Annotated in this window: 25 protein-coding genes; 14 read left to right on the top strand and 11 right to left on the bottom strand. The window is 55.3% G+C overall.

What is annotated here, in order from left to right:
- Window positions 1-155: 155 nt before the first annotated feature.
- The gene (gene argS / locus M989_RS09495) at window positions 156-1889 is read right to left on the bottom strand and encodes an arginine--tRNA ligase (protein WP_064544671.1); all 1734 of its coding nucleotides are present in this window, start codon (window positions 1887-1889) and stop codon (window positions 156-158) included.
- Window positions 1890-2100: 211 nt separating this feature from the next.
- Here argS and M989_RS09500 point away from each other — a divergent pair, with 211 nt between their 5' ends.
- On the top strand, window positions 2101-2667 hold the full coding sequence (locus M989_RS09500) for a VOC family protein (RefSeq protein WP_064544673.1): 567 nt from the start codon (window positions 2101-2103) through the stop codon (window positions 2665-2667).
- Window positions 2668-2741: 74 nt separating this feature from the next.
- Window positions 2742-3482, top strand: coding sequence for a copper homeostasis protein CutC (gene cutC / locus M989_RS09505; protein WP_064544674.1), 741 nt, complete (start codon window positions 2742-2744; stop codon window positions 3480-3482).
- A gap of 199 nt (window positions 3483-3681) precedes the next feature.
- On the opposite strand, the gene cmoB is transcribed toward cutC, so the two are convergent.
- From cmoB to M989_RS09530, 5 genes are read right to left on the bottom strand one after another with little or no spacing between them, the layout of a single operon-like run.
- Complete coding sequence (gene cmoB, locus M989_RS09510; RefSeq protein ID WP_064544676.1) at window positions 3682-4650, bottom strand: tRNA 5-methoxyuridine(34)/uridine 5-oxyacetic acid(34) synthase CmoB; 969 nt, start codon at window positions 4648-4650, stop codon at window positions 3682-3684.
- Window positions 4647-5390, bottom strand: coding sequence for a carboxy-S-adenosyl-L-methionine synthase CmoA (gene cmoA, locus M989_RS09515; RefSeq protein WP_064544678.1), 744 nt, complete (start codon window positions 5388-5390; stop codon window positions 4647-4649). Before cmoA ends, cmoB begins: the two co-directional genes overlap by 4 nt.
- Before the next feature lie 39 nt (window positions 5391-5429).
- The gene (locus tag M989_RS09520; RefSeq protein WP_064544680.1) at window positions 5430-5825 is read right to left on the bottom strand and encodes an MAPEG family protein; all 396 of its coding nucleotides are present in this window, start codon (window positions 5823-5825) and stop codon (window positions 5430-5432) included.
- Window positions 5826-5876: 51 nt separating this feature from the next.
- Window positions 5877-6695 carry a DUF72 domain-containing protein gene (locus M989_RS09525; RefSeq protein WP_064544682.1) on the bottom strand — a complete coding sequence of 273 codons (819 nt, stop codon included), beginning with the start codon at window positions 6693-6695 and terminating at the stop codon, window positions 5877-5879.
- Window positions 6692-7258 carry a hydrolase gene (locus M989_RS09530; RefSeq protein WP_064544684.1) on the bottom strand — a complete coding sequence of 189 codons (567 nt, stop codon included), beginning with the start codon at window positions 7256-7258 and terminating at the stop codon, window positions 6692-6694. The genes M989_RS09525 and M989_RS09530 overlap by 4 nt, the downstream gene beginning before the upstream one ends.
- Window positions 7259-7525: 267 nt before the next feature.
- Here M989_RS09530 and aspS point away from each other — a divergent pair, with 267 nt between their 5' ends.
- Genes aspS through ruvC form a run of 4 tightly spaced genes read left to right on the top strand, consistent with a single transcriptional unit; the run spans window position 7526 to window position 11086 of the window.
- Window positions 7526-9313 (top strand): aspartate--tRNA ligase, encoded by a 1788-nt coding sequence (gene aspS / locus M989_RS09535; RefSeq protein WP_064544686.1) that lies wholly within the window; start codon window positions 7526-7528, stop codon window positions 9311-9313.
- 1 nt (window position 9314) lies between these two features.
- Window positions 9315-9758 (top strand): dihydroneopterin triphosphate diphosphatase, encoded by a 444-nt coding sequence (gene nudB / locus M989_RS09540; protein WP_064544688.1) that lies wholly within the window; start codon window positions 9315-9317, stop codon window positions 9756-9758.
- 28 nt (window positions 9759-9786) lie between these two features.
- Window positions 9787-10530, top strand: a complete 744-nt coding sequence (locus tag M989_RS09545) for a YebC/PmpR family DNA-binding transcriptional regulator (protein ID WP_064544690.1) — start codon at window positions 9787-9789, stop codon at window positions 10528-10530.
- 34 nt (window positions 10531-10564) lie between these two features.
- Window positions 10565-11086, top strand: coding sequence for a crossover junction endodeoxyribonuclease RuvC (gene ruvC, locus M989_RS09550; RefSeq protein WP_064544692.1), 522 nt, complete (start codon window positions 10565-10567; stop codon window positions 11084-11086).
- 1 nt (window position 11087) lies between these two features.
- Here the strand turns inward: ruvC and M989_RS09555 are convergent, their stop codons facing one another.
- The gene (locus tag M989_RS09555; RefSeq protein WP_064544694.1) at window positions 11088-11690 is read right to left on the bottom strand and encodes a YebB family permuted papain-like enzyme; all 603 of its coding nucleotides are present in this window, start codon (window positions 11688-11690) and stop codon (window positions 11088-11090) included.
- 658 nt (window positions 11691-12348) lie between these two features.
- Between M989_RS09555 and M989_RS09560 the strand changes: the two genes are divergently transcribed.
- From M989_RS09560 to ruvB, 3 genes are all read left to right on the top strand, one after another.
- Window positions 12349-12747 (top strand): hypothetical protein, encoded by a 399-nt coding sequence (locus M989_RS09560; protein ID WP_064544696.1) that lies wholly within the window; start codon window positions 12349-12351, stop codon window positions 12745-12747.
- Window positions 12748-12851: 104 nt separating this feature from the next.
- Entirely contained in the window at window positions 12852-13463 is a 612-nt protein-coding gene (gene ruvA / locus M989_RS09565; protein WP_064544698.1) for a Holliday junction branch migration protein RuvA, read from the top strand.
- An 8-nt stretch (window positions 13464-13471) separates the two neighbouring features.
- A complete protein-coding gene (ruvB, locus tag M989_RS09570; protein ID WP_064544700.1) occupies window positions 13472-14482 on the top strand; it encodes a Holliday junction branch migration DNA helicase RuvB in 1011 nt (336 codons plus the stop codon).
- Window positions 14483-14554: 72 nt separating this feature from the next.
- Here the strand turns inward: ruvB and znuB are convergent, their stop codons facing one another.
- Both znuB and znuC read right to left on the bottom strand, forming a co-directional pair.
- The gene (znuB, locus tag M989_RS09575; RefSeq protein ID WP_064544702.1) at window positions 14555-15340 is read right to left on the bottom strand and encodes a zinc ABC transporter permease subunit ZnuB; all 786 of its coding nucleotides are present in this window, start codon (window positions 15338-15340) and stop codon (window positions 14555-14557) included.
- Complete coding sequence (gene znuC / locus M989_RS09580; protein ID WP_064544705.1) at window positions 15337-16092, bottom strand: zinc ABC transporter ATP-binding protein ZnuC; 756 nt, start codon at window positions 16090-16092, stop codon at window positions 15337-15339. The genes znuB and znuC overlap by 4 nt, the downstream gene beginning before the upstream one ends.
- 77 nt (window positions 16093-16169) lie before the next feature.
- On the opposite strand from znuC, the gene znuA reads away from it, so the two are divergent.
- The 3 genes from znuA to lpxM all read left to right on the top strand — a co-directional run bounded on the left by znuA (window position 16170) and on the right by lpxM (window position 19573).
- Window positions 16170-17129 (top strand): zinc ABC transporter substrate-binding protein ZnuA, encoded by a 960-nt coding sequence (gene znuA / locus M989_RS09585; RefSeq protein ID WP_064544707.1) that lies wholly within the window; start codon window positions 16170-16172, stop codon window positions 17127-17129.
- A 12-nt stretch (window positions 17130-17141) separates the two neighbouring features.
- Window positions 17142-18464: a murein DD-endopeptidase MepM gene (mepM, locus tag M989_RS09590; RefSeq protein WP_064544708.1), complete on the top strand. Its 1323-nt coding sequence runs from the start codon at window positions 17142-17144 to the stop codon at window positions 18462-18464.
- Window positions 18465-18595: 131 nt separating this feature from the next.
- Complete coding sequence (gene lpxM / locus M989_RS09595; protein WP_064544710.1) at window positions 18596-19573, top strand: lauroyl-Kdo(2)-lipid IV(A) myristoyltransferase; 978 nt, start codon at window positions 18596-18598, stop codon at window positions 19571-19573.
- A gap of 114 nt (window positions 19574-19687) precedes the next feature.
- Here lpxM and pyk read toward each other — a convergent pair whose 3' ends face one another.
- Both pyk and M989_RS09605 read right to left on the bottom strand, forming a co-directional pair.
- Window positions 19688-21130, bottom strand: coding sequence for a pyruvate kinase (gene pyk / locus M989_RS09600; protein WP_064544712.1), 1443 nt, complete (start codon window positions 21128-21130; stop codon window positions 19688-19690).
- A 110-nt stretch (window positions 21131-21240) separates the two neighbouring features.
- Complete coding sequence (locus M989_RS09605; protein ID WP_064544714.1) at window positions 21241-22110, bottom strand: MurR/RpiR family transcriptional regulator; 870 nt, start codon at window positions 22108-22110, stop codon at window positions 21241-21243.
- Between the two features lie 397 nt (window positions 22111-22507).
- Between M989_RS09605 and zwf the strand changes: the two genes are divergently transcribed.
- Both zwf and edd read left to right on the top strand, forming a co-directional pair.
- On the top strand, window positions 22508-23983 hold the full coding sequence (gene zwf / locus M989_RS09610; protein ID WP_064544716.1) for a glucose-6-phosphate dehydrogenase: 1476 nt from the start codon (window positions 22508-22510) through the stop codon (window positions 23981-23983).
- A gap of 234 nt (window positions 23984-24217) precedes the next feature.
- Window positions 24218-26029, top strand: a complete 1812-nt coding sequence (edd, locus tag M989_RS09615) for a phosphogluconate dehydratase (protein ID WP_064544719.1) — start codon at window positions 24218-24220, stop codon at window positions 26027-26029.
- Window positions 26030-26053: the final 24 nt, after the last annotated feature.

Below are 26053 nucleotides of genomic sequence, written 5' to 3' on the forward strand. Positions count from 1 at the left end.
TCATTCCTTGTGTTTTGTAACAAATTGCAGTGAACGTAGGCCGGATAAGGCGTTTGCGCCGCCATCCGGCAAGGTGCGTGGGGACGAAGGAGGGAATTCGGGAAAATAAAAAAAGCCCGCGACATGCGCAGGCTTTGTTATACCACTCGAAGTCATTACATACGTTCGACGGTTTCGATACCCAGGGTATCCAGACCCAGCTTCAGCGTTTTCGCCGTCAGCAGTGCCAGCTTCAGGCGGCTATTACGCACCGCTTCGCTCTCTGCGGAGAGGATTGGACAGTGCTCGTAGAAGCCGGAGAACAGACCGGCAAGATCGTATAGATAGGCACACATCACGTGCGGCGTACCGTCGCGAGCGACCACATTCAGCGTTTCTTCGAACTGCAGCAGGCGTGCCGCCAGCTGGGCTTCACGATCTTCGGTAATGGAAACAGCAGCATTGACGATTGCGCTTTCTTCCAGCTCCGCCTTACGGAACACGGACAGCACGCGGGTATAGGCATACTGCATATACGGCGCGGTGTTGCCTTCGAAGGCCAGCATGTTGTCCCAGTCGAACACGTAGTCGGTGGTGCGGTTTTTGGAGAGATCCGCATATTTCACCGCGCCGATACCGACGACGTTGGCCAGTTTTTCCAGCTCGTCTGCTGGCATATCCGGGTTCTTCTCTGTCACCAGGCGACGTGCGCGCTCCAGCGCTTCGTCCAGCAGATCCGCCAGCTTCACGGTACCACCGGCACGGGTTTTGAACGGCTTGCCGTCTTTACCCAGCATCATGCCAAACATGTGGTGCTCCAGCGGAACGGAATCTGGCACGTAGCCGGCTTTACGCACGATGGTCCACGCCTGCATCAGGTGCTGGTGCTGACGGGAGTCGATGTAGTACAGCACGCGGTCGGCATGCAGAGTTTCGTAACGATATTTCGCACAGGCGATATCGGTGGTGGTGTACAGGTAGCCGCCATCCTTTTTCTGGATAATGACGCCCATAGGCTCACCTTCTTTGTTCTTGAACTCGTCCAGGAACACTACGGTTGCGCCTTCGCTCTCCACCGCCAGACCTTTGGCTTTCAGGTCGGCTACGATACCCGGCAGCATTGGGTTGTACAGGCTTTCACCCATCACGTCGTCGCGGGTCAGGGTGACGTTCAGGCGATCGTAGGTCAGCTGGTTCTGGGTCATGGTGATGTCGACCAGCTGGCGCCACATTTTACGGAAGTATTCATCGCCGCCCTGCAGCTTCACCACGTAGCTACGCGCGCGCTCGGCGAAGGCTTCGTCTTCGTCGTAGTGTTTTTTCGCGTCGCGGTAGAAACCTTCGAGGTCGGCCAGCGCCATCTCACCGGCGTTGTCTTGCTGCTGTTTTTCCAGCCAGGCAATTAGCATACCGAACTGAGTGCCCCAGTCGCCGACGTGGTTGGCGCGGATAACCTTGTGACCCATCAATTCCAGGGTACGAACCGCCGCGTCGCCGATGATGGTGGAGCGCAGATGGCCCACGTGCATCTCTTTGGCGACGTTGGGCGCGGAGTAGTCAACCACGATAGTTTGTGCCTGCGGCTGCGCGATGCCCAGACGATCGCTTTTCAACGCCTGAGTCACATGCTCGGCAAGGAATGCCGGATCGAGGAAGATATTGATAAAGCCAGGCCCGGCGATTTCCACTTTATTGGCGATGCCATCAAGCTGGAGATGAGACAGTACCTGCTCTGCAAGTTGTCGCGGCGCCATGCCCAGTTTCTTGGCAACCGCCATCACGCCGTTAGCCTGATAGTCGCCGAACTGTACTTTTGCTGACTGACGAACCTGCGGTTCGCAATCGGCAGGTGCGCCTGCCGCAATCATGGCCTGACTGACTTTTTCTGAGAGAAGAGCCTGAATATTCACCGGAATACCTTACGTTTTAGACGCCGTCACCTTACTGGTTCCGCGCCGGGTGTGGATAAATTAAGGCGGGAGTATACTGCATTTGCCGGATGCCGTCAGCATTGGCCCAACGCCGCCTGAACAGGGATTAATCGCTTGTCCGCCTCATAGGTTGGTTCAGCGCCAACAACAGGGTAGATTAGCCTTTTCATTGATTAAGAGTAGGGCTGAAATGGCAAACTGGCAGACGATGGCACAGCTACAGGATATTTCTGCGGATCTCCCGCGCTTCACCGAGGCGTTCAGCACGCTGGCCCAGCGTCTGGGGTTAGATATTGCCCCGCTTAACGCTGACCACATTTCGCTGCGCTGTCATCAAAATGCGACTGCCGAGCGCTGGCGTGCCGGGTTTGAACAGTGCGGTACGCTGCTGTCGGAAAATATCATCAATGGCCGGCCTATCTGCCTGTTCAAACTGGATGAGCCGGTGTGCGTCGCGCACTGGCGCTTTACGGTCGTTGAACTACCGTGGCCGGGTGAGAAGCGCTATCCCCATGAAGGTTGGGAACATATTGAAATCGTCCTGCCGGGCGAACCGGCGCAGCTTAATGCCCGCGCGCTGGCGTTGCTGTCCGATGACGGCCTGAGCCAGCCGGGTATTTCAGTGAAAACCAGTTCACCGAAAGGGGAACGCGAACGCTTGCCCAATCCCACCATGGCGGTGACCGACGGCAACGTGACGGTGAAATTTCATCCGTGGACGATTGAAGAGATCGTTGCCAGTGAACAGGCAGTGTAACAATGTGAGCTAACGCGGGGTCTGTCGCGCGGAACGGTGGCATGATCGGACGCTGGAGAAAAAGGGAGAGAGACATGGCATTGCTGGAGATCTGCTGTTATAGCACGGAATGCGCGGTTATCGCGCAGCAGAACGGGGCCGATCGCATTGAACTGTGCGCCGCGCCGCTGGAAGGGGGGCTGACGCCGTCGTACGGCGTGTTGAGAGCCACTCGCCAGCGGGTGACGATTCCCGTCCATCCCATTATTCGCCCGCGCGGCGGTGATTTTTGTTATACAGACGGCGAGTTTGCCGCCATGCTGGAAGATGTTCGCCAGGTTCGTTCGTTGGGTTATCCCGGCGTTGTGATTGGCATACTCAACCCGGAAGGGCAGGTCGATGTACCGCGGATGCGACAAATTATGGTGGCTGCAGGGCCACTGGCGGTGACGTTCCACCGGGCGTTTGATATGTGTGCAAATCCGCTGCAAGCTGCTGATGCACTGGCGGAATTAGGTGTCGCCCGCATACTGACTTCGGGGCAACAGCCGTCGGCGGAAAAAGGTATTTCATTAATTCGGGAACTAATCGCCCGTAACGATACTCCAACCATTATGGCGGGTGCAGGTGTAAGAGCGAGCAACCTTTCACTCTTCCTGGAAGCCGGCGTCAAAGAAGTGCACAGTTCAGCAGGGCTTTGGCTGCCCTCCGACATGCGTTATCGCAACCCCGGATTGTCAATGTCAACGGATCCTGACGCTGATGAGTATTCGCGTTATGCCGTCGACGGTGCGGCAGTGGCCGCAATGAAAGCGATCATCACGCAGCATGAGTAGCTAACGTTTTTTACCGTGCGTCATATCGCCCAATATGATGCTTGCTTGTACCAGGCCCCTGCCCATTAAACAGGGGCCTTTTTTTCTCCGTTATTTCCCCACTGCACCGTCGGTAGGCCGGATAAGGCGTTACGCCGCCATCCGGCATGTGCGCCGGGGTTACCCGATGGCGCTGTGCTTATCGGGCGTACCGGACAGATTACGGTTTGCGGGCAATCAGCACCGCGCGCAGCGGGGCAGGATAGCCTTCCACCGTTTTGCTCGGGTCGTTCGGGTCAAGGAAGTCGGCCAGCGACTCGGTCACCATCCACTCGGTGCGGCGCTGTTCTTCGGTGGTGGTCACGCTCATATCCGCGATACGCACGTCAATAAACCCGCACTTCTCGAGCCAGTTTTTCAGCGCCAGCGCGGACGGAATAAAATAGACGTTGCGCATTTGCGCGTAGCGGTCGCCCGGCACCAGCACCGTATTCTCGTCGCCTTCCACCACCAGCGTTTCCAGTACCAGCTCACCCTCGCTGACCAACTGATCTTTCAACTGCCAGATATGCTCCAGCGGCGATCGGCGGTGGTACAACACGCCCATTGAGAAGACGGTGTCAAAGGCTTTTAAGGCTGGAAGCTGTTCAATGCCGAGCGGCAGCAGGTGCGCGCGCTGATCGTTACCCAGCAATTTACGCACCGCTTCAAACTGGCACAGGAACAGCTGGGTCGGGTCAATACCGACCGCCAGATGCGCGCCTGCGCCAATCATGCGCCACAGGTGATAGCCGCTGCCGCAACCGACGTCGAGAATCGTACGCCCGCTCAGGTCAGACAGATGCGGTAACACGCGCTCCCATTTCCAGTCGGAGCGCCATTCGGTGTCGATGTTAACGCCATACAGTGAAAACGGTCCTTTACGCCACGGCATCAGGTTACGCATCAACGTATCGATGCGTTTAAGCTGGCCTTCACTCAGCGGCGTTTCGCTTTCCGCGGTGACGCTGTGCAGCAGGTCGAGTTTCCACGGCTGAATTTCAGGTAGAAACTCGACGGCATTGGCCCATTGCTTAAACAGGCCGTGCTGATCGCGCTGCCAGGCGCCAATCTGCGCAGGCAGCGTTTCCAGCCAGTGGGAGAGCGGGCTTTTGGCGATTAACTGGTAAAAATTGCCGAACTCGATCATGCCGGGGTTCCTGCTTTCAGTGCCACCAGAGAGCCAAAGTTAAAGCACTGGAACCACAGCTCGCTGTGTTCGAAACCGGCCTCCTGCAAACGCGCTTTATGCACTTCAACGGAGTCGGTCAGCATCACGTTTTCCAGCATGCTGCGCTTCTGGCTGATTTCCAGCTCGCTGTAGCCGTTAGCACGCTTAAAGTCGTGGTGCATATTGAACAGCAGCTCGCCGACGGTCGCGTCTTCGAAGCTGAACTTCTCGGACAGCACCAGCGCGCCGCCTGGGTTGAGACCCTGATAAATTTTGTTCAATAACGCCTGACGTTCTGCGGGTTCGAGGAACTGTACGGTAAAGTTCAGCACCACCAGGGAGGCGTTGTGAATCTCAATGTCGCGAATGTCACCTTCAATCACGTCGACCGGGGTCGGCGCTTTGTAGGCGTCGATATGGCGGCGACAGCGTTCGATCATCGCGGGGGAATTATCGACGGCGATGATTCGGCAGTCGTTATAGGCGATGTTACGGCGTATGGAGAGGGTGGCCGCACCGAGTGAACAACCCAGGTCGTAGACCTGCGTGCCGGGCTGCACGAAGCGTTCGGCCAGCATGCCTATCATCGAGATAATATTCGAGTAGCCCGGTACGGAGCGCTGGATCATATCCGGGAAGACTTCGGCTACCCGTTCGTCGAAAGTCCAGTCGCCAAGATGGGCGATCGGGGCAGAAAATAGCGTGTCGCGGTCAGACATAAGGTGAAATCCGGAAAAATAAAAACGGCGTATTGTGCGCTAATGAAGGGAGAAAACCAACTCCCACGGCATATACCACAGGTTCGCCAGCACCATTAGCAACAGCGAAATGTAGGTTGCGCTCATGCCGGAGCGCCGCCAGCGAAAGAGGCGATGGTGGAATCCATAATAGTGCATCAGCCGCCCGGCCAGCAGCAGCAGGCCGCAAATGTGCACCATCCAGGTCTCCGCGCCGTTCATTTCCATAAACAGCAGCAGAACCACGCCAATCGGAATGTATTCCACCGCGTTGCCGTGAATGCGGATGGCGCTCTGTAGCTCGCTAAAGCCGCCGTCACCGTAGGCAACGCGGTACAGCATGCGCAGGCGAACGACATCAAAGGAAAACTTTATCAGCAACAATGCCGCCAGCACGGCATACAACGCGCTAACCATACAAACTCCCTTTCTGTTGGCAGATGGCACTCATTATCATAGGTAGGAACGTCAGAAAAGAGAAGATTGTTGTGGAATTGCCGGCGCGTCATCCAGGTCGGGAAGGGCGGTGCGCAACGTATTCCACAGGGCGTCCACCAGCTCGGGCGCCTGGGCGATATCCGGCGTATGCAGGAATAAATAGGGGGTGGTGGTTTGCTGCCATAGCGGCAATTTTTCCAGCCACGGCGTAAACATCGCCAGATTCTGCGCCATATTATCGCTGCCGATAAAGCGCACCATCGGCTGACCGGCGGTGACGACGGCGTGCACCGGTACCTTCGGTTTCTTACGTTGCGCCTCGATGACGGCTTCATTGTGCGGAATGGCGGCATGCACCGGGCGGCTGTCGAGAATCACGCGATTCACCCCACGTTCGTGCAGGCCACGATTGAGCTGTCGCTCTTCATCACCTTTACTGAAAAAGCCTGGATGGCGAACTTCCACGCCGTAATGGAATTCCTTTGGCAGGCCGTCGAGGAATGCCCATAGCGCAGGGAGGTCGCGCGGCCCAAAGGTCGCGGGAAGCTGTAGCCAGTACTGACCAATTCGCCCGGCGAGAGGCGATAGCCGCTGGAAAAATTCCTGCGTGAGATCGCCGCACTGGCGTAGCGCAGCCTGATGTGAAATGGCCGCCGGGAATTTAAAGCAAAAACGGAAGTTATCATCCGTTTGAGCCTGCCAGCGGGCGACAATCTCGGCTTTTGGCAGCGCGTACAGCGTGGTGTTACCCTCCACGCAGTTAAAGTGGCGAGCGTACTGTTCGAGGCTGGTAATACCCAATCGCACCCATTTCGGGTGCGACCATTGGGGAAGCCCAAGATAAATCATAAGGCGGCGAGGATCTCCTCGGTGCTGCGCACGCGGGCGATGCGCGGGAAGATATGCGTCATGCTGCCCTGATGTTGCTCAGCGGAAGCGGCGCTGCATGCATCTTCGGCGATGATCAGATTAAAGCCCAGCTCCCAGGCGTTACGCGCGGTTGACTCGACGCCGATATTGGTTGAAATCCCACACAGAATAATGGTGTCAATGCCTCGGCGGCGCAGCTGCATTTCAAGATCGGTTCCGTAGAAGGCGCCCCACTGGCGTTTGGTCACTTCGATATCTCCGTCCTGTTTACCCAGTTCAGCCGGATAGGTCAACCAGTTGTCCGGCAGCGCTTTTGCCGGGGCCTGCGCGTCAACCGGCTGTTTTAACGCTTCGGCAAAGTCGGCGGACCAGCCCACGCGTACCATCACCACCGGCGCAGAGGCGGCGCGGCATTTTTCGGCTAAACGCGCGGCGCGTGACACAACGTCGCTTGCGGTATGCGGGCCGCCGGCGAACGGCAGAATGCCTTCCTGCAAGTCAATGACGACAAGGGCGGTTTTGTTTGCGACTAAATTCAGCATGGTTATTCCTCTGTAAGCGGGCTGTCGGGGGCATACCTTACAATTGTCGCCAGGTGATCGAATGGATAATTATTGTTAATTTTTGTGAGCGTAAGCAATAAGCGTTCAGCAAACAGGCGTATAAACCGCACTGGGCTTATCGTCAGCGAGAATTTCCAGTATAATAGCCCCCTTTTTTCATCCAGTAGTGACATTCAGCTAAAGCTGCGACAGTAAAGCCTGCCAGGCAGGCGACAATCCGCCGACGGCTAAGTTAAGGGATATCTCATGCGTACAGAATATTGCGGACAGCTTCGACAGTCCCACGTTGGGCAGCAGGTGACTCTGTGTGGTTGGGTCAACCGCCGTCGTGATCTCGGTAGCCTCATTTTTATCGATATGCGCGACCGTGAAGGCATCGTACAGGTGTTCTTCGATCCGGATCGTGCGGATGCGTTGAAGTTAGCCTCTGAACTGCGTAATGAGTTCTGCATTCAGGTTACCGGCACCGTTCGCGCCCGTGATGAAAAAAACATCAACGCGGATATGGCGACCGGTGCGATTGAAGTTCTGGCTTCCGACCTGGTTATCATCAACCGTTCAGAATCGCTGCCGCTGGACTCCAACCACGTTAACACCGAAGAAGCGCGTCTGAAGTACCGCTACCTCGACCTGCGTCGTCCTGAAATGGCTCAGCGCCTGAAAACCCGCGCCAAAATCACCAGCTTTGTGCGCCGCTTTATGGACGATCACGGTTTCCTCGATATCGAAACCCCGATGCTGACCAAAGCGACCCCGGAAGGCGCACGCGATTACCTGGTACCGTCCCGCGTTCACAAAGGTAAATTCTATGCGCTGCCGCAGTCGCCTCAGCTGTTTAAACAGCTGCTGATGATGTCCGGTTTCGACCGCTACTATCAGATCGTAAAATGCTTCCGTGACGAAGATCTGCGCGCTGACCGTCAGCCAGAATTTACCCAGATCGACGTGGAAACTTCCTTCATGACCGCACCGCAGGTACGTGAAGTGATGGAAGCGATGGTGCGTCAACTGTGGCTGGAAATCAAAGGCGTGGATCTGGGCGACTTCCCGATCATGACCTTCGCCGAAGCTGAACGCCGTTACGGTTCCGACAAACCGGATCTGCGTAACCCGATGGAGCTGGTAGACGTTGCTGATCTGCTGAAAGACGTGGAATTCGCGGTCTTCTCCGGCCCGGCAAACGATCCGAAAGGCCGCGTAGCCGCGCTGCGCGTACCGGGCGGCGCTGCGCTGACCCGTAAGCTTATCGACGAATACGGCAACTTTGTGAAGATCTACGGCGCGAAAGGCCTGGCTTACATCAAAGTGACCGAACGCGCCAAGGGTCTGGAAGGCATCACCAGCCCGGTCGCCAAATTCCTGACCGCCGACATCATTGAAGCTATCCTTGAGCGCACCGGCGCGCAGGACGGCGACATGATCTTCTTCGGCGCGGATAACAAGAAAGTGGTTGCCGACGCGATGGGCGCGCTGCGTCTGAAGCTGGGTAAAGACCTGAACCTGACCGACGAAACCCTGTGGGCTCCGCTGTGGGTTATCGACTTCCCGATGTTTGAAGACGACGGTGAAGGCGGTTTGACCGCGATGCACCACCCGTTCACCTCGCCGAAAGACATGACCGCCGAAGAACTGAAAGCGGCACCGGAAGACGCGGTAGCCAACGCCTACGATATGGTGATCAACGGCTACGAAGTGGGCGGTGGTTCCGTACGTATTCACCGCGGCGACATGCAGCAGACCGTGTTCGGTATCCTCGGCATCAATGAGCAAGAGCAGCGCGAGAAGTTTGGCTTCCTGCTGGACGCGCTGAAGTACGGTACGCCGCCGCACGCGGGTCTGGCATTCGGTCTAGACCGCCTGACCATGCTGCTGACCGGCACCGACAACATCCGTGACGTTATCGCTTTCCCGAAAACCACGGCGGCTGCCTGCCTGATGACCGAAGCGCCAAGCTTCGCTAACCCGGCTTCTCTTGGCGAGCTGGGTATCCAGGTTGTGGCGAAAGAGGCAAAAGAGTCGGCGGAGAACAAGTAACATGCCATTCAAGCGGCCCGTCTCTATTCTGGTGGTGATTTATGCCCAGGACAGCAAACGGGTGCTGATGTTACAGCGACGCGATGATCCCGATTTCTGGCAGTCGGTTACCGGCAGCCTGGAAGCGGGGGAAACCGCGTCGCAGGCCGCCCTGCGTGAAGTAAAGGAAGAGGTCACTATTGACGTTGTTTCTGAGCAACTGACCTTGATGGACTGTCAGCGCACGGTGGAGTTTGAAATTTTTCAACATTTACGACATCGCTATGCCCCGGGCGTAGAGCGCAATACGGAATCCTGGTTCTGCCTTGCGCTGCCCCACGAGCGGGAGATTGTGTTCACTGAACACCTGGCCTACCAATGGCTCGATGCGCCCGTTGCGGCGGCGCTGACCAAGTCGTGGAGTAACCGGCAGGCGATTGAAGAATTTGTCATTAACGCTGCCTGATAGGGCAAAGTTTTTTGGAGATATTTTTATGGCAGGTCATAGTAAATGGGCCAACACCAGACATCGTAAAGCCGCGCAGGATGCCAAGCGCGGCAAAATCTTCACCAAGATCATTCGTGAGCTGGTGACGGCGGCTAAACTGGGCGGCGGCGATCCGGATGCCAACCCGCGTCTGCGTGCGGCGGTGGATAAAGCACTGTCCAACAACATGACCCGTGACACCCTGAACCGTGCGATTGCGCGCGGCGTGGGCGGTGATGAAGACTCGAACATGGAGACCATCATCTATGAAGGTTACGGCCCTGGCGGCACGGCGGTGATGATTGAATGCCTGTCCGATAACCGTAACCGTACCGTTGCGGAAGTGCGTCACGCGTTCAGCAAAACCGGTGGTAACCTGGGAACTGACGGTTCGGTTGCTTACCTGTTCAGCAAAAAAGGCGTGATCTCTTTTGAGAAAGGCGACGAAGACGTCATCATGGAAGCGGCGCTGGAAGCCGGTGCTGAAGACGTTGTGACCTTCGATGACGGCGCGATTGACGTTTACACCGCGTGGGAAGAGATGGGCAAAGTGCGCGACGCGCTGGAAGCCGCAGGTCTGAAAGCTGATGCCGCTGAAGTCTCAATGATTCCGTCTACCAAAGCGGACATGGATGCGGAAACCGCGCCGAAGCTGCTGCGTCTTATCGACATGCTGGAAGACTGTGACGACGTTCAGGAAGTCTACCACAACGGTGAAATCTCTGACGAGGTTGCTGCTACCTTAGAATGAGGTGGCTGAACCCTAATATAACAGGAGATGCGTGATGGCTATTATTCTCGGCATTGACCCGGGGTCGCGCATCACCGGTTATGGCGTGATTCGCCAGGTGGGCCGTCAGTTGACCTACCTCGGTAGCGGCTGCATTCGCACCAAAGTCGAGGATCTCCCGTCGCGCCTGAAGCTGATTTACGCGGGCGTGACGGAGATTATCACCCAGTTCCAGCCGGACTATTTCGCGATAGAACAGGTCTTTATGGCGAAAAATGCCGACTCGGCGCTTAAGTTGGGGCAGGCGCGCGGGGTGGCGATTGTCGCCGCCACTAACCAGGAACTGCCTGTCTTTGAGTACGCCGCCCGTCAGGTGAAACAGACCGTGGTGGGTATTGGTAGCGCGGAAAAAAGCCAGGTTCAGCATATGGTGCGCACGTTGCTCAAACTGCCCGCCAACCCGCAGGCCGATGCCGCGGATGCGCTGGCTATCGCCATTACCCACTGCCACGTCAGCCAGAACGCCATGCAGGTGAGTGACGCCAGGCTGAATTTAGCGCGTGGGCGGTTACGCTAATCTAAATCACCTCAGTCGCCGTTGACTGGGGGGGTTCTTTATCTTGTGAATCCACCAGAATCAGATTCGGATGCTGCCACAGACTGGCTGGTGTTACCGTTTTGCGCTCCCAGGGAATGGAACCTAAAAACCACAGTTTCCAGAAGGTGAGCTTTGCATTGGGGTTGCTGTTCAGTAACTCTTCAAACGTCTCGACGTCGCCTATCGGAATAGACAGCGCTTCTTTGTAGATATCAAACACAAACTTTGAACAGAACTGGCGCGATGACTCGTATTTAAATCCGGTGTGATAAAACTTGTTTAGCCGGGCAGGAACCTGCTCCATGATGGCGAGCTTCTGTTTGACCGTCAGGCCGCCGCGCAGGCGACGTACGGCGTAACGCTGCCCGGCTGAACGCTGGATAAATAGCGACAGCGTGGTGACGGTTGAGAGCGGAACGCGGCTTTCTGCCACCAGATAGTCTTCACCGTTGTGTCCAATAATCATGCCTACATGATTGCTCCAGCACCGTGATGCGGTTGATATCTGACCGAAAAGTGCGGTACCTATACAGGTAAATACAATATCTCCAGTTTCATATTCGATTAGATAATGTTTTTTCATGTTCTCGTTCCGTGGTGATTATTCTGAAATAACGTCCTCTATTTTATGCTGTTGGATAATTAGCATTATATTAATCTTATAGCAAGTATATGGTTATTAATGAATGGGAGTGATGAATGTTATGTTTACTCTTATTTAAAATAAGAATGTTTTTTGCGGGTATTAAAAATAAGAACGGCTAATCTCGCCAGAAGCGTGTATAGAGATGAGATAAATATCCCTGTTTGAACGTTATCGGGCATTACTGATTTGTAGTTGGGGACAATGACGCGCGGGTTTAGTGCTGTTCTTTCTATACTGATACACATGTGGTCTGCATTGGACAGGCGCTTTCATTCCTTTTAGAAAGCTAACTTTCAGATATTGTTGGTGCGCCCAGACGTGTCACATCTCGTTTTGGTCTAAGTGTGTGTTTTCCATTTATATTTCATGCAATACATATAAGCGGCACATAATGTACATGTGCTTTTATCGGCGTTTAGTATCGATTGTACCTTACGATGCGATATTGTCGGTTGATACAGATACTTGTTATTTTATTGCTGGCATATTCTCTATTATGCCGAACTGGATATGAGCTGCGAGCTCTTTGCCACGAAATACCTGCGCGGGACTCTATTCGTATAGCATCACCTGCTGGCAAGAGGATAAATCTTACATGGAGGTTAAGCTGCCTCCAAACGTGATGTGTATGCAATTTGTCGAGAACAACCCACACATAGCGAAACTCTGCCATCATCTCTTGTTCAATGCCTGTCTTGTTCCTGATTTAATGAGCAATGGGTCGATCATTGCCTTTATGAGGCTCACGTTGTTTCTTTACCACAAACGGTATCCGAGTCTGCCGGTGCGGGAGATCTATCGTGTTCTTAACCGCCATCGTCAACTGTTGCTGGACACGCAGGAACGGGAAGAAATGCTGCGATTGATCAATAGTGGCTATCGAATTTGCCATATGACCTACGGTCAGGAGGTCATCCGGGAAGAGCGAAAGAAAGTCGTTAATTATTATACGGGATATTTTGTTCGCGTCAGGAGCGGTACTTCGAGGCGATAAAAAGCGCCCGGAAAATCGTTAAAAACATTTTTCATCTGGATATCTATCCAGCCTTTTTTTATGATAGAGCATTACCTTTTCAGCCCTTAACGCAGGAGCGTCACGTGATAGGCAGACTCAGAGGCATCATTCTCGAAAAACAACCCCCGTTGGTCCTTCTGGAAACCGGCGGCGTCGGCTATGAAGTGCATATGCCGATGACCTGTTTTTACGAGCTGCCGGAAGCCGGGCAGGAAGCGATAGTCTTTACCCACTTCGTGGTGCGTGAAGACGCGCAGTTGCTGTACGGTTTCAACAACAAACAGGAACGCACGCTGTTTAAAGAGCTGATTAAAACCAACGGCGTCGGCCCGAAGCTGGCGTTGGCTATTCTCTCCGGCATGTCGGCGCAGCAGTTCGTGAACGCGGTCGAGCGCGAAGAACTGGGGGCGCTGGTCAAGCTGCCGGGTATTGGCAAGAAAACCGCCGAGCGCCTTATCGTCGAGATGAAAGACCGCTTCAAGGGTCTGCATGGCGACCTGTTTACGCCTGCCGCCGATCTGGTTCTGACCTCACCGGCAGGGCCGGAGAGCGACGATGCCGAGCAGGAAGCGGTTGCCGCGCTGGTGGCGCTGGGCTATAAACCTCAGGAAGCCAGCCGGATGGTGAGTAAAATCGCCCGTCCGGACGCCAGCAGCGAAACATTGATCCGCGAAGCGCTCCGCGCAGCGCTATGAGGTAAAGGATGATTGAAGCAGACCGCCTGATCTCGTCAGGCAGTTCGATGGCGGAGGAGGTGGCCGATCGCGCCATCCGCCCCAAATTACTGGAAGAGTACATCGGCCAGCCGCAGGTACGCTCGCAGATGGAAATCTTTATTCAGGCGGCGAAACTGCGCGGCGACGCGCTGGACCATCTGCTCATCTTCGGCCCGCCGGGTTTAGGGAAAACCACGCTGGCGAATATCGTGGCCAATGAAATGGGCGTTAACCTACGCACCACCTCAGGCCCCGTGCTGGAGAAAGCGGGCGACCTGGCGGCTATGCTCACCAACCTTGAACCTCATGATGTGCTGTTTATCGATGAGATCCACCGCCTGTCTCCGGTCGTGGAGGAGGTGCTGTATCCGGCGATGGAAGACTATCAGCTGGATATTATGATTGGTGAAGGTCCGGCCGCGCGGTCGATTAAAATCGATCTGCCGCCGTTTACCCTGATTGGCGCCACCACCCGCGCGGGATCCCTGACCTCGCCGCTACGCGATCGCTTCGGTATCGTACAGCGTCTGGAGTTTTACCAGGTTCCTGATCTCCAGCACATCGTGGGCCGCAGCGCCCGCTATATGGGGCTGGAGATGAGCGATGAAGGCGCGCTGGAAGTGGCGCGTCGCGCACGCGGTACGCCGCGTATTGCCAACCGTCTGCTGAGGCGCGTACGCGATTATGCGGAGGTGAAGCACGATGGCACTATCTCCGCAGAGATTGCCGCGCAGGCGCTGGATATGCTGAACGTTGACGCGGAAGGCTTTGACTATATGGACCGCAAGCTGCTGCTGGCGGTGATTGATAAGTTCTTTGGCGGGCCAGTCGGGTTAGATAACCTGGCCGCGGCGATTGGCGAAGAGCGAGAAACCATTGAGGACGTGCTGGAGCCCTATCTGATTCAGCAAGGGTTCTTGCAGCGCACGCCACGCGGCCGTATGGCAACTTCGCGCGCGTGGGCACACTTTGGCATCCAGCCGCCAGAGATGCCTTAGTGCCTGATGGCGCTTCGCTTATCAGGCCTACGGAATTGTGTAGGCCCGGTATGCGAAGCGACGCCGGAAAAATCAGGCAGCGGCTTTCTTTGTCATACTCAGAATAAACAGCAGTGCCGCGCACAGCACCACGGAAGGGCCCGCCGGCGTATCGTAAAACGCCGAGAAGGTCAGCCCACCGGTTACCGCAATCATCCCCACACCCACTGCAATCCCGGCCATCTGTTCCGGTGTCCGTGCGAAACGGCGCGCCGTTGCCGCGGGAATAATCAGCAGCGATGTAATAATCAGCGCGCCGACGAACTTCATCGCCACGCCGATGGTCAGCGCGGTCACCAGCATCAGCAGCAGCTTAACCCGCTGTAGCTTCACGCCGTCGACAAACGCCAGATCCGGGCTAATGGTCATCGACAGCAGATTACGCCACTGCCAGAACAGAATTGCCAGCACCACAACCACACCCAGCGCAATCGAGATAAGATCCTGCGGCGTAACCGCCAGCAGGTCGCCAAACAGGTAGGCCATCAGGTCTACGCGGATGTTCGACATCAGGCTGACCACCACCAGGCCAAGCGACAGCGCGCTGTGCGCCATAATTCCGAGCAGGGTATCCACCGCCAGGTGAGGGCGCTTTTCCAGCCACACCAAGCCGGCTGCAAGCAGCAACGTGACGGCGATGACCGCATAAAATGGATTCACGTCGAGCAGTAAACCGAAAGCGACGCCCAGCAGGGAAGCATGCGCCAGGGTATCGCCAAAATAGGACATACGGCGCCAGACCACGAACGAGCCTAACGGGCCGGCAGCACACGCCAGCATCATTCCGGCAAGCCAGCCGGGAAGTAAAATTTCAATCATGACTGCCCATTTCCCCGACGTAAAACAATACGGCCCTGTAAATCGTGGCGGTGGTTATGTTGATGGCGGTAAATGCCGAGCTGCTCGGCGCCGCGGGGCCCAAACATTGAAATAAATTCTGGGTGCATTGAGACCACATCCGGCGTGCCGGAACAGCAGATATGATGGTTGAGGCACAGCACTTCGTCGGTTTTTGCCATGACCAGATGCAGATCGTGCGATACCATCAGTACCGCGCAGTCCAGCTCCTGGCGCAGTTGGTTTATCAGATCGTACAGCGCCACCTGGCCATTGACGTCAACGCCTTGAGTCGGTTCATCCAGCACCAGCAGCTGCGGTTTGTTCAGCAGTGCACGTGCCAGCAGTACGCGCTGGGTTTCACCACCGGAAAGCTTCTGCATCGGCGCATCCTGCAGATGTCCTGCCTGTACACGCTTGAGCGCCGGCAGGATATCTTCTTTACGCGTAGCGGGATGCAGACGCAAAAAACGCTTGACGGTCAGCGGCAATGTCGCATCGAGGTAAACCTTCTGCGGTACGTAGCCGATACGCAGCTGTTTTTCGCGCACCACGACGCCTTCGCTGGGCGCAACAAGCCCGAGTACCACGCGTACCAGCGTAGATTTACCCGCGCCGTTAGGACCAAGCAGCGTCAGAATGCGGCCTGGCTTGAGATTCAGTGAGATGTCGGAGAGCACCCGGCGCTGGCCGAAGCTGACGGAGACATTTTCCAGCGATACAAGATTCGTCATAACAATTAGGGGTTGCACAAGAGAGTGAATGTTATAATATCACACTTCTTTCATTCATTTCGAACAATAGACGCATTATGTTACAGAAAAATACGCTTCTTTTCGCAGCTTTATCCGTTGCTTTGTGGGGGAGTGCCGCACAGCGTGCGGATGCTGCCGTTGTCGCCTCACTTAAACCGGTAGGATTCATCGCTTCAGCGATTGCCGATGGTGTTACCGAGACCCAGGTTTTACTGCCTGACGGCGCGTCTGAGCATGACTATTCATTGCGTCCATCTGATGCAAAACGCTTACAGAACGCGGACTTAGTGGTCTGGATTGGTCCGGAGATGGAAGCCTTCATGGACAAGTCAACGCAAAGCATTTCGGCCAGCAAAAAAGTGACTATCGCCCAGTTGGACGGCGTGAAACCGTTACTCATGAAAGGGGCGGACGACGACGGTGACGAAGGTGCGGATGAGGGCGATCATGACCACGCTCACGGTGAAAAAGGTGATGCACATCACCATCACGGTGAATACAACATGCATCTGTGGTTATCCCCAGAGATAGCGCGGCTTTCGGCGGTTGCAATCCATGACAAATTAGTGGAACTTATGCCCCAGAGTCGAGCCCGGCTTGACGCCAACCTGAAGGATTTTGAGGCCAATCTGGCCGCAACCGACAAGCAGGTGGCGAATGAGCTGGCGCCGGTGAAAGGAAAGGGGTATTTCGTTTTTCATGATGCCTATGGTTACTACGAAAAACACTACGGTTTGACGCCGCTTGGGCACTTCACCGTCAACCCTGAGATTCAACCCGGTGCGCAGCGTTTACATCAAATAAGAACACAGTTGGTTGAGCAAAAAGCAACCTGCGTTTTTGCTGAGCCACAATTCAGGCCCGCTGTCGTTGAATCTGTCGCGCGGGGTACCAACGTTCGCATGGGAACGCTGGACCCACTCGGCACGAATATACAGCTGAGCAAAGAAAGCTACCCGGCGTTTCTTACTCAACTGGCGACCCAGTATGCGAGCTGCCTGAAAGGAGATAAGTAAGGAAGTGAATACGTGCAGCAGATAGCCCGCTCTGTCGCTCTGGCATTTAATAATTTGCCGCGGCCCCACCGCGTTATGCTGGGGTCACTCACCGTTCTCACGTTGGCCGTCGCCGTATGGCGGCCATACGTTTACCATCCAACCTCTTCATCACCCGTCACCCGGACGATTGAGCTGGAGAAAAAAGAAATTCGTTCTCTGCTGCCGGAGGCCAGTGAACCGATTGACCAGGCCGCGCAGGAAGATGAAGCCATCCCGCAGGACGAACTGGACGACAAAGTCGATAACGAAACGGGCGTGCATGAGTATGTGGTATCCACGGGCGATACCCTGAGCAGCATCCTGAATCAGTACGGTATTGATATGGGGAATATCAGCCAGCTTGCCGCTTCTGATAAAGACCTGAAAAACATGAAGGTGGGCCAGCAGCTCTCCTGGACCCTGAACGATGATGGCGATCTCCAGCGTTTAACCTGGGAAATGTCGCGTCGTGAAACCCGTACCTACGATCGCGTTGCAAACGGTTTCAAAATGAGCAGCGAGATGCAGCAGGGCGACTGGGTTAATAGCCTGTTCAAAGGTACCGTCGGCGGTAGCTTCGTCTCCAGCGCCACCAGCGCCGGGTTAACCAGCGCGGAAGTTAGCGCGGTGATTAAAGCGATGCAGTGGCAGATGGACTTCCGTAAGCTGAAAAAAGGCGATGAATTCTCGGTGCTGATGTCGCGCGAAATGCTCGACGGCAAGCGTGAGCAAAGCCAGCTGTTGGGCGTACGTTTACGTTCTGATGGTAAAGATTACTACGCGATCCGCGCGGAAGACGGTAAGTTCTACGACCGTAACGGTACGGGGCTGGCGAAAGGCTTTTTACGCTTCCCGACCTCACGTCAGTTCCGCGTATCGTCTAACTTTAACCCGCGCCGTCTGAATCCGGTGACCGGTCGCGTGGCGCCGCACCGCGGCGTTGATTTCGCGATGCCGCAAGGTACGCCGGTTCTGGCGGTGGGTGACGGTGAAGTCGTTGTCGCCAAACGTAGCGGCGCGGCCGGCTATTACGTTGCACTGCGTCATGGCCGGACCTACACCACTCGCTATATGCACCTGCGTAAACTGTTGGTTAAACCGGGCCAGAAGGTGAAACGTGGCGATCGTATCGCGTTGTCAGGCAACACCGGCCGTTCAACAGGCCCACACCTGCACTATGAAGTATGGATCAACCAGCAGGCGGTGAACCCGCTGACGGCGAAACTGCCACGTACCGAAGGGCTGACCGGCTCAGACCGTACCGACTACCTGGCACAGGTAAAACAGGTGCTGCCGCAGCTGCGTTTTGACTAGTTTCGTCTAAGAAGTAAACGTTCAGAGCCGACGCCCAGGTGGCGTCGGCTTTTTCTTTTGTGCGAAGCACCTCGCCTCGCTACACTATCTGATTATCCACACCGACCCGATGATTCGAACCTGGAACAGGCATGGAAACGAAAAAAAATACCAGTGAATACATTCCCGAGTTTGAGAAATCTTTTCGTCACCCGCGCTATTGGGGCGCCTGGCTAGGCGTGCTGGCATTTGCGGGCATCGCTTATGTACCGGCGAAAATCCGCGACCCGCTGCTGGGTAAACTTGGCCGTCTGGCCGGTAAGTTTGGTAAAAGCGCCCGCCGTCGCGCGCAGATCAACCTGCTGTACTGCTTCCCGGAAAAAAGTGAAGCCGAGCGTGAAGCGATTATTGATGAGATGTTTGCCACCGCGCCGCAGGCGATGGTGATGATGGCTGAACTGGCGTTGAAAGGGCCGGAAAAAATTCTGCCGCGCCTCGACTGGCAGGGGCAGGAGATTATCGATGAAATGCGCCGCAACGGTGAAAACGTTATCTTCTTAGTTCCGCACGGCTGGGGCGTTGATATCCCTGCCATGGTCATGGCCTCGCAGGGCCAGAAGATGGCTGCAATGTTCCACAACCAGGGCAACAAGGTGTTCGACTACGTGTGGAATACCGTACGTCGCCGCTTTGGCGGTCGCCTGCACGCGCGTAACGATGGCATCAAACCTTTTATTCAATCGGTACGTCAGGGCTACTGGGGATACTATCTGCCCGATCAGGATCACGGGCCGGAGCATAGTGAGTTTGTCGATTTCTTTGCAACCTACAAAGCGACGCTGCCGGCGATAGGGCGGCTGATGAAAGTGTGCCGTGCGCGCGTGGTGCCGCTGTTCCCGGTCTATAACGGTGAAACGCATCGTTTGACGATACTGGTGCGCCCGCCGATGGACGATCTGCTGGAAGCGGATGACAACACCATTGCACGCCGCATGAATGAAGAAGTGGAGATCTTTGTGGGCCCGCATGCCGAGCAGTATACGTGGATCCTGAAGCTGCTGAAGACGCGTAAGCCCGGCGAAATCGAGCCGTATCAGCGCAAAGAGCTCTACCCAAAGAAAAAGAAATAACGCATCGCCCGGGCGAGCAAAGCGACACTGGGGTTACCCCAGGCCATTCCCGCCCTGTTCTGAGTGCAAAAAAACCGGACATCGTCCGGTTTTTTTATGTTGATGACGTGCGTATTACTCGACGGTCAGAATGCGCGTGGTGTTGGTTGAACCCACGGTACTCATCACGTCGCCCTGGGTCACAATCACCAGGTCGCCGGACATCAGATAGCCTTTGTCGCGCAGCAGGTTTACCGCATCGTGGGCTGCCGCGACGCCGTCGCAGGCGCTGTCGAAGAATACCGGCGTAACGCCACGGTACAGCGCGGTCAGGTTCAACGTACGTTCATGGCGAGACATGGCGAAAATCGGCAGACCGGAGGTGATGCGCGAGGTCATCAGCGCGGTACGGCCGGATTCGGTCATGGTGATGATGGCGGTAATCCCTTTCAGGTGGTTTGCCGCATACATTGCCGACATGGCGATCGCTTCTTCAACGTTGTCGAACTGTACGTCCAGACGGTGTTTAGACACGTTGATGCTTGGGATCTTTTCTGCGCCCAGGCACACGCGCGCCATGGCGGCGACGGTTTCAGACGGATATTGACCGGCCGCGGTTTCCGCAGAAAGCATCACCGCATCGGTACCATCCAGCACGGCGTTCGCCACGTCCATCACTTCCGCACGAGTCGGCATCGGGTTGGTGATCATCGACTCCATCATCTGGGTCGCGGTAATGACCGCGCGGTTCAGCTGACGCGCACGACGAATGAGCGCTTTCTGAATACCCACCAGCTCCGGGTCGCCAATTTCTACGCCCAGGTCGCCACGGGCCACCATCACAACGTCGGAAGCGAGAATGATATCGTCCATCGCGTCCTGGCTGCAGACGGCTTCCGCACGCTCAACTTTGGAGACAATTTTCGCATCGCAGCCGGCTTCGCGGGCCAGACGGCGAGCGTAGTTCAGATCTTCGCCGCAGCGCGGGAAGGAGACAGCCAGATAGTCGACGCCGATTTTGGCGGCGGTCAGAATATCGGCCTTGTCTTTTTCGGTCAGCGCTTCAGCGGAGAGGCCGCCACCTAATTTGTTGATGCCTTTATTGTTGGACAGCGGGCCGCCGACGGTGACTTCGGTGAACACCTTCATGCCCTGAACTTCCAGCACTTTTAACTGCACGCGGCCATCATCCAGCAGCAGGATGTCGCCCGGTACGACGTCGGCAGGCAGACCTTTGTAGTCGATACCCACTTTCTCTTTGTCGCCTTCACCTTTACCCAGGTTGGCGTCCAGCAGGAATTTGTCGCCGATATTGAGGAAAACTTTGCCTTCCTTGAAGGTCGATACGCGGATTTTTGGACCTTGCAGATCGCCAAGGATGGCTACATGGCGCCCCAGTTTTGCTGCAATTTCGCGTACTTTGTCGGCACGTAGCTGATGATCTTCTGGCGTACCGTGAGAGAAATTCATACGTACGACGTTAGCGCCGGCGGAAATAACCTTTTCAAGGTTGTTATCGCGATCGGTTGCTGGGCCTAACGTGGTGACGATCTTGGTTCTGCGAAGCCTTCTGGACATGTAATACTCCGTTGACTAATACAACTCAGGTGTTGCGTGAACAGGAATTCGGCAATATGCCAATAACGGGTTACCGAATGCTTAAATAGGTTACACTCTTTTTATCGCTTTTAGTGATTATCGCTGTGTGTCGATAGTTCTTTATCAAAGCGCGATTCTTTTAACGCTTCTTTGACTCGCTTCAAGTTATCCCTGAATTTCGCCCCGCGTCGTAAGGTAAAGCCGGTGGCCAGGACGTCGATCACGGTCAGCTGCGCCAGGCGGGACACCATCGGCATGTAGATATCGGTATCTTCAGGAACGTCCAGCGTGATGGCGAGCGTGGCCTCGCGGGCCAGCGGCGTACCGGCGGAAGTGATGGCGATGACCATCGCATCATTTTCCCTCGCCACCTGCGCTACCTCGACCAGACTTTTCGTTCGGCCGGTGTGAGAAATGAGCACCACAACGTCGTCGTCGCTGCAATTCATACAGCTCATTCGTTGCAAAACGATGTCATCGGAATAGATGACAGGGACGTTAAAGCGAAAAAATTTGTTCATGGCGTCGTGCGCCACCGCGGCGGAAGAACCGAGCCCAAAGAAGGCGATTTTTTTCGCCTGGGTTAGCAGATCGACCGCGCGATTCACCGCCGACATATCGAGCGATTGACGCACATGCGCAAGGCTCGCCATGGCCGATTCGAATATTTTGGCCGTATAGGCTTCAACGCTGTCATCTTCGTCCACATTACGATTAACATACGGTGTACCGTTTGCCAGACTTTGGGCAAGATGCAGTTTAAAATCAGGAAAGCCTCGCGTTTCCAGACTGCGGCAGAAGCGATTAACCGTAGGTTCACTGACCTCAGCTTCCAGGGCAAGCGCGGCAATGCTTGAATGAATTGCCTGTTCGGGAGCCGCCAGAATGACTTCCGCGACTTTTCGCTCGGATTTGCTAAGGTTTTCCAGTTGGGACTGGATTCTTTCCAGCATGTTCATCGTGACAAGGCGCTCATAGATTGAAACGATTCCATTAATGGGTGAAATCTGCAGGCGTTTTAGCAAGAATATACGCTTGAAGCGGGATGAAAAGTGAATAGGAACAGCAAAATATGTTGTTTTTTTTCATTACATGATCGGTGTCGTGTTTTAACAGACGCCGCCTGGGCGAAAGAACGAACAAAACAGGTCAATTGCCCTCATGATATGACCGTGGTGGTTCCGAATTGTGCGATCGGAGGCGGTCAATGCCGTTAAAGGGTTTCGGCAATTTCGTAAACACAGTACAGTGCACCGTAAGAAAATTACAACGATATCCGTCGTTTTCATGAAAACCTGAACGGCGACGGGTAGATAGCCTGGCATAGAACCAGGAATATAAACCGAGGAGAATGACATGGCGGTAACGCAAACGGCCCAGGCATGCGATCTGGTCATTTTCGGCGCGAAGGGAGACCTGGCCCGCCGAAAACTGCTGCCTTCCCTGTATCAGCTGGAAAAAGCCGGCCAGATTAATCCGGACACCCGGATTATCGGCGTAGGCCGTGCAGACTGGGATAAAGCGGCATACACCAAAGTTGTCCGCGAAGCGCTCGAAACCTTCATGAAAGAGAAAATTGATGAAGGTTTGTGGAACACCCTCAGCGCGCGTCTTGATTTCTGCAACCTTGATGTGAATGATGCCCCGGCGTTTTCGCGTCTGGGTGAGATGCTTGATCAAAAAAATCGCATTACCATTAACTACTTTGCTATGCCGCCAAGCACCTTTGGCGCCATCTGCCGCGGTCTGGGCGAGGCGAAACTGAACGCCAAACCGGCGCGCGTCGTCATGGAAAAACCGCTGGGTACTTCCCTTGAAACCTCTCGTGAGATTAACGACCAGGTGGGCGAGTATTTTGAAGAGTGCCAGGTTTACCGTATCGACCACTATCTGGGTAAAGAAACGGTGCTCAACCTGCTGGCGCTGCGCTTTGCTAACTCGCTGTTTGTTAACAACTGGGATAACCGCACTATCGATCACGTAGAAATTACCGTGGCCGAAGAAGTCGGCATTGAGGGCCGCTGGGGTTACTTCGACCAGGCCGGCCAAATGCGCGACATGATCCAGAACCACCTGTTACAGGTTCTGTGCATGATTGCCATGGCGCCTCCTTCAGATTTAAGTGCTGACAGCATCCGCGATGAAAAAGTGAAAGTCCTGAAGTCGTTGCGTCGCATTGACCATACCAACGTGCGTGAAAAAACCGTCCGTGGACAATACACCGCTGGTTTTGCGCAAGGGCAGAAGGTGCCGGGCTACCTTGAAGAAGAGGGCGCGAACAAATCCAGCAACACCGAAACCTTCGTTTCCATTCGTGTGGACATTGATAACTGGCGCTGGTCGGGCGTGCCGTTCTACCTGCGCACCGGTAAACGTCTGCCGACCAAATGTTCAGAAGTGGTTGTGTATTTCAAAAACCCAGAGCTGAATCTGTTCAAAGAAACCTGGCCTGAGCTGCCGCAGAACAAGCTGACCATTCGTCTGCAGCCGGACGAAGGCGTAGATATTCAGATCCTTAATAAGGTTCCGGGTCTGGAGCACAAGCACAACCTGCAGGTGACCAAGCTGGATCTGAGCTACTCCGAGACCTTCAATCAAACGCATCTTGCCGATGCCTATGAGCGCCTGCTGCTGGAAACGATGCGCGGCATTCAGGCGCTGTTCGTGCGCCGCGATGAAGTGGAAGAAGCATGGAAGTGGGTCGACTCGATTACCGAAGCCTGGGCTAGCGATAAAGACGCGCCGAAACCGTATCAGGCGGGAACCTGGGGGCCGGTGGCATCTGTCGCCATGATTACTCGTGATGGTCGTTCCTGGAACGAGTTTGAGTAAGGTCTGCTGGTAATCCAGAAGTGTTATTTTACCGGTAACATGATCTAACACAGCAAGTAGTGCTATTTTTGCGCATTTAAGCCCCGGGAGGATTCACCCCCGGGGCTTTTTTTATTACACTGCGAGTAGACCTTTGCCTCTGAGCTGCGCTATACGGGCATTTATTTATTCGTCAGCCCCATGTATACACCGTCGTGAGCCGCAGCCTGGACAGAAAAAATTTAAGGAGCCTTTATGAATTCTGCAATGTTACGGGTAACAAATCGCATTATCGAACGCTCTCGCGATACGCGCGCGGCTTATCTGGCACGTATCGAACAAGCCAAAACTGAAACGGTTCACCGCTCTCAGCTCGCTTGTGGCAACCTGGCGCACGGTTTTGCCGCCTGTCAGCCAGACGATAAAGCGTCGCTGAAAAGCATGTTGCGTAACAATATCGCGATCATCACCTCCTATAACGACATGCTTTCTGCCCACCAGCCTTACGAACACTATCCGGATCTGATCCGCAAAGCGCTGCACAGCGTGAACGCGGTGGGGCAGGTTGCAGGCGGCGTGCCCGCGATGTGTGACGGTGTGACTCAGGGTCAGGATGGGATGGAGCTTTCGCTGCTGAGCCGCGAAGTGATTGCCATGTCCGCTGCTGTGGGTCTGTCTCATAACATGTTTGACGGCGCGCTTTACCTCGGCGTGTGCGACAAAATCGTCCCGGGGCTGGCGATGGCCGCGCTGTCATTCGGCCATTTGCCGTCTGTCTTCATTCCGTCAGGCCCAATGGCCAGCGGCCTGCCGAACAAAGAAAAAGTGCGCATTCGCCAGCTTTACGCTGAAGGTAAGGTTGACCGTAACGCGCTGCTGGAGTCTGAGGCGGCGTCTTACCACGCGCCGGGTACCTGCACTTTCTACGGCACTGCCAACACCAACCAGATGGTGATTGAGTTCATGGGGATGCAGCTGCCGGGTTCTTCCTTTGTTCACCCGGATGCGCCGCTGCGCGCTGAACTGACCGCCGCTGCGGCACGTCAGGTAACTCGCATGACCGGCAACGGTAATGAGTGGATGCCGCTGGGTAAAATGATTGACGAAAAAGTGGTGGTCAACGGTATCGTGGCGCTGCTGGCGACCGGCGGTTCAACCAATCACACCATGCACCTGGTGGCGATGGCGCGCGCGGCGGGCATTATCATTAACTGGGATGATTTCTCCGACTTGTCAGAAGTGGTACCGCTGATGGCGCGTCTGTACCCGAACGGTCCGGCCGATATCAACCACTTCCAGGCGGCGGGCGGCGTGCCGGTGCTGGTGCGCGAACTGCTGAAAGGCGGACTGCTGCACGAAGACGTGAACACCGTCGCCGGTTTCGGCCTGTCTCACTACACCATGGAGCCGTGGCTGAACGAAGGCAAACTGGACTGGCGTGAAGGCGCCACCGCGTCGCTGGATGACAATATTATTGCCACCTTCGATAAACCGTTCTCGAAACACGGCGGCACCAAAGTGCTGAGCGGCAACCTTGGCCGCGCGGTGATGAAAACCTCCGCCGTACCGGTTGAGAACCAGGTGATTGAAGCGCCTGCGGTGGTTTTTGAAAGCCAGCATGATGTGCTGCCTGCCTTTGAAGCGGGGCTGTTGGATAAAGATTGCGTCGTGGTTGTGCGCCATCAAGGGCCAAAAGCGAACGGGATGCCAGAATTACATAAACTTATGCCGCCACTTGGTGTATTATTGGACCGCTGTTTCAAAATTGCGTTGGTCACTGATGGACGACTGTCTGGTGCATCCGGTAAAGTACCGTCAGCGATTCACGTAACCCCTGAAGCCTATGACGGTGGGCTGCTGGCGAAAGTACGCGATGGCGACATGATCCGCGTAAACGGCCAGACCGGCGAGCTGACGCTGCTGGTTGATGAAGCTGAACTGGCCGCACGCCAACCGCATATTCCCGATCTGAGCGCTTCGCGCGTGGGGACAGGCCGTGAACTGTTTGGCGCATTACGGGAAAAATTGTCCGGTGCAGAGCAGGGCGCAACCTGTATTACCTTTTAAGATGACACGTTTTGTAGATCTGGC

The organism is Kluyvera georgiana ATCC 51603 (assembly GCF_001654985.1).
Classification (GTDB): Bacteria; Pseudomonadota; Gammaproteobacteria; order Enterobacterales; family Enterobacteriaceae; genus Kluyvera; species Kluyvera georgiana.

Coding starts and splice junctions, on each gene's coding strand:
- M989_RS09500 (WP_064544673.1), top strand. CDS start 2,101: ATGGCAAACTGGCAGACGATGGCACAGCTACAGGATATTTCTGCGGAT.
- cutC (WP_064544674.1), top strand. CDS start 2,742: ATGGCATTGCTGGAGATCTGCTGTTATAGCACGGAATGCGCGGTTATC.
- cmoB (WP_064544676.1), bottom strand. CDS start 4,650: ATGATCGAGTTCGGCAATTTTTACCAGTTAATCGCCAAAAGCCCGCTC.
- cmoA (WP_064544678.1), bottom strand. CDS start 5,390: ATGTCTGACCGCGACACGCTATTTTCTGCCCCGATCGCCCATCTTGGC.
- M989_RS09520 (WP_064544680.1), bottom strand. CDS start 5,825: ATGGTTAGCGCGTTGTATGCCGTGCTGGCGGCATTGTTGCTGATAAAG.
- M989_RS09525 (WP_064544682.1), bottom strand. CDS start 6,695: ATGATTTATCTTGGGCTTCCCCAATGGTCGCACCCGAAATGGGTGCGA.
- M989_RS09530 (WP_064544684.1), bottom strand. CDS start 7,258: ATGCTGAATTTAGTCGCAAACAAAACCGCCCTTGTCGTCATTGACTTG.
- aspS (WP_064544686.1), top strand. CDS start 7,526: ATGCGTACAGAATATTGCGGACAGCTTCGACAGTCCCACGTTGGGCAG.
- nudB (WP_064544688.1), top strand. CDS start 9,315: ATGCCATTCAAGCGGCCCGTCTCTATTCTGGTGGTGATTTATGCCCAG.
- M989_RS09545 (WP_064544690.1), top strand. CDS start 9,787: ATGGCAGGTCATAGTAAATGGGCCAACACCAGACATCGTAAAGCCGCG.
- ruvC (WP_064544692.1), top strand. CDS start 10,565: ATGGCTATTATTCTCGGCATTGACCCGGGGTCGCGCATCACCGGTTAT.
- M989_RS09555 (WP_064544694.1), bottom strand. CDS start 11,690: ATGAAAAAACATTATCTAATCGAATATGAAACTGGAGATATTGTATTT.
- M989_RS09560 (WP_064544696.1), top strand. CDS start 12,349: ATGGAGGTTAAGCTGCCTCCAAACGTGATGTGTATGCAATTTGTCGAG.
- ruvB (WP_064544700.1), top strand. CDS start 13,472: ATGATTGAAGCAGACCGCCTGATCTCGTCAGGCAGTTCGATGGCGGAG.
- znuB (WP_064544702.1), bottom strand. CDS start 15,340: ATGATTGAAATTTTACTTCCCGGCTGGCTTGCCGGAATGATGCTGGCG.
- znuC (WP_064544705.1), bottom strand. CDS start 16,092: ATGACGAATCTTGTATCGCTGGAAAATGTCTCCGTCAGCTTCGGCCAG.
- znuA (WP_064544707.1), top strand. CDS start 16,170: ATGTTACAGAAAAATACGCTTCTTTTCGCAGCTTTATCCGTTGCTTTG.
- lpxM (WP_064544710.1), top strand. CDS start 18,596: ATGGAAACGAAAAAAAATACCAGTGAATACATTCCCGAGTTTGAGAAA.
- pyk (WP_064544712.1), bottom strand. CDS start 21,130: ATGTCCAGAAGGCTTCGCAGAACCAAGATCGTCACCACGTTAGGCCCA.
- M989_RS09605 (WP_064544714.1), bottom strand. CDS start 22,110: ATGAACATGCTGGAAAGAATCCAGTCCCAACTGGAAAACCTTAGCAAA.
- zwf (WP_064544716.1), top strand. CDS start 22,508: ATGGCGGTAACGCAAACGGCCCAGGCATGCGATCTGGTCATTTTCGGC.
- edd (WP_064544719.1), top strand. CDS start 24,218: ATGAATTCTGCAATGTTACGGGTAACAAATCGCATTATCGAACGCTCT.